Here is an 8505-nt window from a genome sequence, read left to right on the forward strand (position 1 = left end):
TACATGCGTGAGTACCTGATCGCCCGGATGTACGAGGACGCCCGCGTCCAGAAGATCTACGCGGGCGCCAACGAGGTGATGAAGGGAATCATCGCGAAGTCGCTGTAGCCGACGCCGGCTCGTGCGACACGTCGTACGCCGATTCGTCGAACCGGCCGAGTCGTTGCCGCATGCGGTCGGTCGACCACGGCCAGTTGAAGCTGTTGCGGCCGTTGACGTCGAGGAAGTAGCTCTGGCAGCCACCAGCGTTGTAGACGGTGGTGGCCAGAGCTTCCTGGACCTGAGCGTTGAACGCGTCCTGCACTTCCCGGCGTGGTTCCATCCTGGTCCACCCGTTGCTCCGGGCCGAGGTGACGGCCTGGATCAGGTGTTCGAGTTGCGCCTCGAGGATCATGAAGGCCGACGTGTGGCCGGTGCCCAGCGCGGGTCCGAGGAGGACGAACGCGTTGGGGAATCCCGCGACGGTGGTGCCGAGGTAGGCCTGCGGGCTGCCCTTCCAGTGATCGTCGAGGCTGCGGCCGTCGCCGTCGAACACCTTGGAACCGATGGGCATGTCGAGAATGTGGAAGCCGGTGCCGAAGATGATGGCGTCCACTTCCCGTTCGGCGCCGTCGCTGCCGACGACGACGTTTCCGCGCACCGACTGCACGGCGTTGGCGTGCACCTCGACGTTGGGGCGGGTGAGCGCGGGGTAGTAGGTGTTGGACAGCAGCAGTCGCTTGCAGCCGAGCGTGTAGTCGGGGGTCAATGCCGTGCGCAGCCTCGGATCCCCTACCTGCGCCCGGAGTTGTGCCTTGCCGACTTGCTGGATCACCCGCAGGATCCACGGGTGCCGGAAACCGAGTCCGAGCGACTCCATGATCGCGTACTCGGCGCGGCGCAGTGCGCGGATCGCGCCCGGTATGCGGCGCAGGATCGCGCGCTCGACACCGGGCAGGGCGTGATCCGGTTTCGGCAGCACCCACTGCGCGGTGCGCTGGTAGAGATGCAGCGTCTCGACCTTCGGCTGGATCGCTGGGACGAATTGCACCGCTGATGCACCGGTTCCGACGACGGCGACGCGTTTGCCGGTGAGGTCGTAGGTGTGATTCCAGCGGGAGGAATGGAACACCTCGCCGGTGAAGGTGTCGAGGCCGGGTATGTCGGGAACGAGGGGTTCGTTCCACGGTCCGGCGGCGGCGATGACGGCGTTTGCGGTGAACGTGCCGGCAGTCGTGTCCACCGTCCACCGCCTGCTCTGCTCGCTCCACTGGGCGCGCTGCATCTCGGTGCCGAACTTCACGTGTGCGGGCACCCCGTGTTCGGTGGCGGTGCGCTCGATGTACCGGCGGATCTCCTCCTGTCCGGCGAACAACCGCGACCACTCCCGGTTGGGTGCGAACGAGTAGGAGTACAGGGCCGAGGGGACGTCGCACGCGCAGCCCGGGTAGGTGTTGTCGCGCCAGGTCCCGCCCAGCGCGTCGCCCTTCTCGAGAACCGCGAAGTTGTCGATTCCGCTCTGCTTCAGTCGAATTGCGGCTCCGATGCCGGAGATCCCGGCACCGACGATCAGAATGTCGTAATGCTTCATGCGCGTACTCCGTTCGCAAGCTGAGCGCGGGTGGTGACGAGGGAATGTTCGAGTGTGGCGAGCCGGCGCCGGCCGTCCATGAAGTTCGGACCCATGACGGCGAGGTCCTCGGCGGTCGCGTCGAGCCGTATCACCCGGGTGCCGGCCGCCTCCAGCTTCGCGATCTCGGCGTCCAGCCCGGAACTCATCCAGTTCCGCAGCATCAGACGTTCGACGCGGGCCGCCCCACGGCCGGCGATGCGGCCCGTCGACGCCATCGGTGCCAGCACGACCACCTCGTCGAGTTCGAGGGGCAGCACCAGGTCGGCGGATGCTGTGGACGCCGCGCCGCCGTCGACGAACCGGCGGCCGCCGACGCGGACCGGCGGGAACCAGCCGGGGATCGCCCACGACGCCCGCAGCGCTTCGGACAGGGTGGCGGTCGGTGCACCGGGTGAGCCGAACGCGACGCGCTCTCCCGTGTCGTAGTCCATGCCGACCAGCCACGTCGCCGGGTGGCGGACCCAGCCGGAGTCGCAGGTGAACTGCTGGGCGAGCCGGTCGAGCCAGGCCGCATCGCCGCGGCCGTGGGGGAGGAGTCCGCTCGCGGCGGTCACGGGTGGGAGCCCCCGGCGCAACAAGCCGGGCGAACCGAGGCCCGGCCTGGGGAGTGGCGGGAACCGTCCCGGTGCGGCGGCGAGGTGTCCGTCGAGCGCCGGGTGGGTGGGCCCACCGAGCTGCAACGCGAGCAGTTCGTCGACGCCCGCCCCGCCACCCAGCATGGTGACGATTTCGGCGCCCGCGGACGTGCCCACGAGCACGTCGGCGTCGCGTGGGTCCCAGCCCACGGCGTCGCTCACGGCGATCATGGCCGCCACGGTCCAGGCGGCGCCGAGCGTGCCGCCGCAACCGATCACCAGTCCGCGGCTGAGTTGTATGTCACTCGAAGTCATATCTAGAAGCTAGCAGAAACCAGATACCGGCGGTATATGAAAAGTAGAATATTCTCGCAGGGGCTTCGGAGAAAGGGTGAGCATGGCGCGATTGACCAGGTCGGAGAGTCAGGCGCGCACGAGGGCGCATCTCGTCGCGACTGCACGCGACCTCTTCCTGGCCGACGGGTACGCGGCCACGTCGCTCGAGAAAGTGGCCGACGAGGCCGGCTATTCCAAGGGTGCGGTGTACTCCAATTTCAAGAACAAGAAGGAACTGTGCCTCGAGGTGCTGGGGCTCATACACGCCACCAAGGGGCAGGAGATCGCCGAGGCGCTCGGCGGCGGCGACACGATGGAGGAGCGACTCGAGGCGTTCCAGGCCTGGGCGGAGAAGACGCTCGGCGACGTCGGGTGGACCATGCTCGAGTTCGAACTGATCGTGCTGTCCCGTCACGATCCCGAACTCCGCGACGCACTCACCGCCACTCTCGGGGTCGCGCGGGAGATCACTGTGACACTGCTGAAGTCGTTCACCGACTCACTCGGGGTCGTCCTGCCGGTGCCCGCGGAGGATGCGGCGAGCAGCATCCTCAGTCTCGGTGTCGGCGTGGGTATTCAGCGCGCCATCGATCCCACCATTTCCGCTCGGGTGGTCACCGACAATCTGCGGGTGCTGCTTGCGGTGTCGCAGCCGAGTGAACTCTAGATCCGTCAGAGCCAGTCGCGTCGGCGGAACAAGATGTAGAGCAGGCTGGCCGACGTCACGATCACGATGGTGCTGACGATCATCCCCGACAGCTGCCCGACTCCGGGAAACAAGACGTTCTGACCGAACCACCCGGTCACCGCGGTGGGAACGGCGATGATGGCCGCCCATCCGGTGAGTTTCTTCATGACGGTGTTGAGCCGGGCATCCTGGAGCGACAGATTCGTCTCGAAGACGGTTACCACCATGTCGCGCAACGACTCCGTCCACTCGGCGGCGCGCGTCACGTGGTCGTAGAGATCGGTGTACAAGCTGTCGAGAACCGGCGACTTGTCGCGTTCGGATTCGGCCCGCCCGCGCATGACGGCGCCCACCACCTCCCGCATCGGCAGCACGACGCGACGCAGTTGCACCAGTTCCTTCCGCAGCCGGTACGTGCGCTGCTGAATCTCCCGGGTCCGCGCGGACTCGTCGAACAAGCCCTCCTCGAGCGCTTCGATCGCGTCGTCGATCGTCTCGATCGTCTCGAATTGCCCGTCCACGATGGCGTCGAGCAGTCCGTGCAGTAGCGCGAGTGCACCGGATCCCGGTGTGAGCAGTGCAGGGTCCTCCTCCCAGCGCTCCACCACCTGGGACATGTCGAAACGATCGTCCCGCCGCACCGTGATGATCCCGTTCGGCAGCACGAACGCGGAGACGCGGCTGAGCCGAAGCCGTGAATCGAGGACGCCGAGAGTGCTGACGTCGTCGTTCTCGAACCAGGTGGCGTACGCGGTCACGAACGCGTGGCCTGCATAGCGCGTCGCCTTCGGCCGCTCACCGCGGGCGACGGCATCCTCGATGGCGTTCGGATCGAGCGACCACTCGGCCGCCAGCTCCGTCAGGCACTCGTGGTCGGGGTCGCACAGGTCGACCCACACGAGCGCGTTCTCGTCCTTCACCTGTTCGGACACGTCGGCAATCGGAAAATCCTTGCCCACGCATTGTCCGTCGCGCCACACACGGGTCTGCACCAGGTTGAGGGTCACGCTCCCAGTCTGCCGAACCCTTCCGGCAGGGGAAGCGGTTATGACGCGCGATCGGACGAATACCCCCACAGCCAGTCGGTGTACTTGTAGCTCGACGTGTCGCGGGTGCGGAACAGTTCGTTGCGCGCGATGCGGGCGGTGCCGTCGAGGTGCCACAGCTCGCCCCACATGCGGCCGGTGGTGAGGATGCGGTTGCAGCGCGGTGCGCGTTCGGTGTTGACCTCCTTCAGGATCTGCGGCCACGCGGAGTTCCCGCCGCCCGCGGAGAAGTCTTCGGCGGCATAGTCGGCGAGGCACTTCGCGTCCTCGATCGCCATCACGGCTCCCGACGCCAGGTACTGCAGCGGCGGGTGCGCTGCGTCTCCGAGCAGGATCATCCGGCCGTCCACCCAGTTCTCGATCGGCTCGCGGTCGTACATCGGCCACCAGCGGTCCTTCCACAGGTAGTCGACCCCGCGGCGGACGTTCTCGTGGCAGTGCGCGTAGGCCTGCTCGAGTTCTTCGGGCCCACCCCAGTTCTCGATCCCACTCTTGAAACCGGGCGATTCGAACACCGCGACCTGGTTGAGCATTTCGCCGCCGCGCAGCGGGTACTGGATGAAGTGGCACTGCGGTCCGATGTAGCCGACCACGTCCTCGATGTCCTCGTCGAGTTCCACGTCCTGGTACGCGGTGGTGCCCCGGTAGGCGGCGTAGCCGGAGGACACGGGTTCGTCGTCCGAGATCTTCCCCCGCAGACGCGATTTGAGGCCGTCCATGCCCAGCGCGATGTCCGCCTCGTGGGTGCGGCCGTCGTCGGTGGTGACGATCACCTTGTCACCGTCGGTGATCACGTCGGTGACGGTGATACCTGTGTGCAGTTCGGCGCCCGCAGCCCGTGCGGCATCGACGAGTGTCGCGTGCAGGTCGCTGCGATGGGTCACGAAGTACGGTCCGCCGTACCGGGCCCGGAACTCGGAGCCGAGGTCGATCTTCGTGAGCACCTCCGCGGTGATCGCGTCGCGGAACACGATGTTCTTCGGCAGGAAGGCCCGGGAGAGAACGTCGTCGAGCACGCCCCAGGAGTCGAGGATGCGGGCGCCGTGCGGCCCGACCTGCAGTCCGGCGCCGACCTCACCGAATTCGGAGGCGCGTTCGAACAAGGTGACGTGCGCGCCCTTCCGCGCGAGGGCGAGAGCGTTGGCTGCGCCGCCGATCCCGCCTCCGGCGATGATGATGCGTGCGTCCTGCAGGTTCGACATGACAGTTCCTTTGTTTCGAGCGTTCGGGCCACGTGAGTGGCATTGCGTGGCGGAGCACACGGCGGCACTCACCTGGTTGAGGGGAAGCGTCGCCAGATCACGGTGAGCAGCAGTGCGGCGACGAGTGCGCTGACGCCGAAGAGGATGAAGTTGGAACCCGCGCCGAGTCCGGCGGCCAGGAGCCAGCCGCCGATCTGCGGTGCCGCGACGGCTCCGACACGGCCCACGCCGAGCGCCCAGCCGAGGGCTGTGCCCCGCAGATAATCGGGGTAGTAGGACGCGACCGCCGCGATGATGAGGCACTGGGTTCCGTGTGTCCCGACGCCGGCGAGCACGAAGATGACGTAGACCAGCCCCACCGGTGGGGCGGTGAGCAACGTCAGCAGCGCGAGACCTGCGAGGAGCGCGGCGACGATGCTCGTGGGGATCGTGCCGAACCGGACGCCGCCCCACGCGGTGACGAACGAGCCCGCGACGGCGCCGAGGTTGAGCGCGAGGGCGAACGTGAGCGCGCTGCCGAGATCGGTGCCCTCGCCCTGCATGAGTTTGGGCAGCCACGTGCCGAGGCCGTACCAGGCGAGCAGGGTGACCACCGTGGCGAGCGCGAACATGATGCTGACGGACCGGAGCCGGGTACCGAGCAGTGCGCTGAAGCCCGTTGCCGGCCGCACCTCCGTCGACGTCACGGCGGCGGTCTGGTCGGGCAGCGTCTTCCACGCGATCGGCACCAGCAGGATCAGCGGGACGAGCGCGAAGGCGAACATCGGCTGCCAACCCCAGTTCGGGATGACGGGGATGCCGAGCAGCGCCGCGATCGAACCACCGATGGGAACTCCGGACATCATCATCGTGGCCACCGCGGCGCGCCACTTCGTGGGGATCAGTTCTGCGGCAAGAGCATTGGAGGTGGGAACGAGGCCGCCCAGGCCGAGTCCCGCGATCAGGCGCAACGCGCCGAACATGACGGGTCCGGTCGCCAGCGCGCAGAGCGCGGTGAACACGGACAGGATGATGGCGCATCCGATCACCGCACGCTTGCGTCCCACGATGTCGGAGAGGCGTCCCGCGAGCACGGCGCCGATCATCATTCCCAGAAACGCGAGGCTGCCGAGAGTGCCGGCGGTCGCGGCGCTGATGCCCCACTCCTTCTGCAAGCTCGGGATGACGTTGCCGTAGACGATGAGGTCGTAGCCGTCGAAGACTACGAATAGCCAGCAGACGACGACGGCGATCGTGGCGTTGCGGTCCAGTCCGACGCGGTTCATCGGCGGCGCCGCAGTGGTGGCAGTGAGGGGCATGAATCGAGGGTGATGCGGCGCACAGCTCGCGTGCAATAAAGTTCTGCTGTGCAGAAGAAGCGAACGATCGAAAAGCCGGCGTACATGTTGGAGTCCGTCGACAACGCGTTGCGCCTGCTGCAGATGCTGCGCGACGTGGGCGGGCTGAGACTCAAGGACGCTGCGGAGGAACTCGGCATCGCGCCGTCCACGGCGCACCGGCTGCTGGCGATGCTGGTGTACCGGGGGTTCGCCGTTCAGGACGAGAAACGCATGTACCACCCCGGGTCGGCGATGGGCGCAGGCCCGGCCCAGCGCGGGTGGACGCGTGAGTTCAACGACCTGTGCCGGCCTCACATGGAAGCCCTCGCGATCCTGTGCGGCGAGACCGTCAACCTCGTGATCCGCGTCGGCACCCAGGCGCGCTTCCTGTCGTCCGCCGAGTCGACGGGAATGTTGCGCGTCGGTGACCGTCAGGGGCAGGTGCTCGACGCGGAATTGACTGCGGGAGGACGCATTCTGCTGGCTGAGCTGCCGAGGGAGACTCTCGAACAGCTGTACCTGCGGCCCGCGGATCTGGCCGACGACGAACGAGAGTGGGGCGACCGCCGCCTGTCGCCCGACGACTTCGAGCGGTTCCGGCGGGAACTGTCCGCCGCCCGCGCCGTCGGGTTCGCCCTCAACGTGCAGCAGACCGAGGAGGGTGTCGCGGCGTTCGGCGTCGCGATCCGGAACCGGGCTCGCACGGCGGTCGGGGCGCTGACGGTGGCCGTGCCGATCACGCGGTTCCGTCAGCACTCGCAGGGACCGCTGGTGTCGCAGATCAAGAACGCGATCCGCGAACTCGAGGTGGATATCGCCGACCTCGAGTCCTGACACTAATTCTGCACAGAAGAATTCTGTATCGGCCGCGGCGTCGACTCTCTTAGCGTCGACGCCATGACCGCTACCGAACCGCACGTCGACGACGATCCGGAGCTGAAGCAGCTCTACCAAGATTTCGAGGCCGAGCACCTGAATCCGTTGTGGACCCAGCTCGGTGATCTGATGCCGATGACGCCGACGTCGCGGGCGGTGCCGTTCGTGTGGAAGTGGTCGACGCTGTATCCGCTGGCGCAGCGGGCCGGGGACCTGGTGCCGGTCGGCCGGGGCGGGGAGCGGCGGGCGATCGCCCTGGCCAACCCCGGGTTGGGTGGGGTGCCGTATGTGACGCCGACGCTGTGGGCGGCCATCCAGTATCTGGGCCCGAAGGAGGTGGCCCCCGAGCACCGGCACGCGCAGAACGCATTCCGGTTCGTCGTCGAGGGGGAGGGGGTGTGGACGGTCGTCAACGGGGATCCGGTGGCGATGCGGCGCGGCGACTTCCTGTTGACCCCGGGCTGGCATTTCCACGGTCACCACAACGAAACCGATCAGCCGATGGCCTGGATCGACGGCCTGGACATCCCGTTCGTGCACTACACCGACACCGGGTTCTTCGAATTCGGGTCCGAGAACGTCACCGACGACTCCACCCCGGAGGTGTCCCGGTCGGAACGGTTGTGGGCGCATCCGGGGCTGCGACCGCTGGTCGGGTTGGACGCGAAAACCAGTTCGCCGATCGCCGCGTACCGGTGGGAGCACACCGACGCCGCGCTGCGTGAGCAGTTGGCGTTGGAGGACGAGGGTTACGCGGCGACCACCGAACCCGGTCACGCGGCGGTCCGCTACACCAACCCGACCACCGGCGGCGACGTGATGCCCACCATCCGGGCCGAGTTCCACCGCCT

Annotated in this window: 9 protein-coding genes; 4 read left to right on the forward strand and 5 right to left on the reverse strand. The window is 67.4% G+C overall.

The window, feature by feature from the left end; all coding sequences use genetic code 11:
* Window positions 1–108: acyl-CoA dehydrogenase family protein (locus ACFVJ3_RS48710; RefSeq protein ID WP_378458923.1), on the forward strand; the 108-nt coding region annotated here is incomplete at its 5' end.
* Here the strand turns inward: ACFVJ3_RS48710 and ACFVJ3_RS48715 are convergent.
* A complete protein-coding gene (locus ACFVJ3_RS48715) occupies window positions 89–1570 on the reverse strand; it encodes a flavin-containing monooxygenase (protein ID WP_378458915.1) in 1482 nt (493 codons plus the stop codon). The genes ACFVJ3_RS48710 and ACFVJ3_RS48715 overlap by 20 nt on opposite strands.
* Entirely contained in the window at window positions 1567–2502 is a 936-nt protein-coding gene (locus ACFVJ3_RS48720; protein WP_378458916.1) for a patatin-like phospholipase family protein, read from the reverse strand. Before ACFVJ3_RS48720 ends, ACFVJ3_RS48715 begins: the two co-directional genes overlap by 4 nt.
* Before the next feature lie 82 nt (window positions 2503–2584).
* Here ACFVJ3_RS48720 and ACFVJ3_RS48725 point away from each other — a divergent pair, with 82 nt between their 5' ends.
* Complete coding sequence (locus ACFVJ3_RS48725) at window positions 2585–3190, forward strand: TetR/AcrR family transcriptional regulator (protein ID WP_378458917.1); 606 nt, start codon at window positions 2585–2587, stop codon at window positions 3188–3190.
* 5 nt (window positions 3191–3195) lie between these two features.
* Here the strand turns inward: ACFVJ3_RS48725 and ACFVJ3_RS48730 are convergent, their stop codons facing one another.
* The 3 genes from ACFVJ3_RS48730 to ACFVJ3_RS48740 form a co-directional block, all read right to left on the reverse strand.
* Window positions 3196–4218 (reverse strand): magnesium transporter CorA family protein, encoded by a 1023-nt coding sequence (locus ACFVJ3_RS48730; protein ID WP_378458918.1) that lies wholly within the window; start codon window positions 4216–4218, stop codon window positions 3196–3198.
* Between the two features lie 38 nt (window positions 4219–4256).
* On the reverse strand, window positions 4257–5459 hold the full coding sequence (locus tag ACFVJ3_RS48735; RefSeq protein ID WP_378458919.1) for an FAD-dependent monooxygenase: 1203 nt from the start codon (window positions 5457–5459) through the stop codon (window positions 4257–4259).
* Window positions 5460–5527: 68 nt separating this feature from the next.
* The gene (locus ACFVJ3_RS48740) at window positions 5528–6757 is read right to left on the reverse strand and encodes an MFS transporter (RefSeq protein ID WP_378458920.1); all 1230 of its coding nucleotides are present in this window, start codon (window positions 6755–6757) and stop codon (window positions 5528–5530) included.
* A gap of 48 nt (window positions 6758–6805) precedes the next feature.
* Here ACFVJ3_RS48740 and ACFVJ3_RS48745 point away from each other — a divergent pair, with 48 nt between their 5' ends.
* Both ACFVJ3_RS48745 and ACFVJ3_RS48750 read left to right on the forward strand, forming a co-directional pair.
* Window positions 6806–7612, forward strand: a complete 807-nt coding sequence (locus ACFVJ3_RS48745) for an IclR family transcriptional regulator (protein ID WP_378458921.1) — start codon at window positions 6806–6808, stop codon at window positions 7610–7612.
* Window positions 7613–7675: 63 nt separating this feature from the next.
* The coding region (locus tag ACFVJ3_RS48750; RefSeq protein WP_378458922.1) for a cupin domain-containing protein at window positions 7676–8505 on the forward strand (830 nt) is incomplete at its 3' end.

Source organism: Rhodococcus sp. NPDC127593 (genome assembly GCF_042671975.1).
Taxonomy (GTDB): domain Bacteria; phylum Actinomycetota; class Actinomycetes; order Mycobacteriales; family Mycobacteriaceae; genus Rhodococcus_F.

What these genes read in the sequence shown, in the direction of transcription:
- ACFVJ3_RS48715 (WP_378458915.1), bottom strand. Translation starts at nt 1,570, where the DNA reads ATGAAGCATTACGACATTCTGATCGTCGGTGCCGGGATCTCCGGCATC.
- ACFVJ3_RS48720 (WP_378458916.1), bottom strand. Translation starts at nt 2,502, where the DNA reads ATGACTTCGAGTGACATACAACTCAGCCGCGGACTGGTGATCGGTTGC.
- ACFVJ3_RS48725 (WP_378458917.1), top strand. Translation starts at nt 2,585, where the DNA reads ATGGCGCGATTGACCAGGTCGGAGAGTCAGGCGCGCACGAGGGCGCAT.
- ACFVJ3_RS48735 (WP_378458919.1), bottom strand. Translation starts at nt 5,459, where the DNA reads ATGTCGAACCTGCAGGACGCACGCATCATCATCGCCGGAGGCGGGATC.
- ACFVJ3_RS48740 (WP_378458920.1), bottom strand. Translation starts at nt 6,757, where the DNA reads ATGCCCCTCACTGCCACCACTGCGGCGCCGCCGATGAACCGCGTCGGA.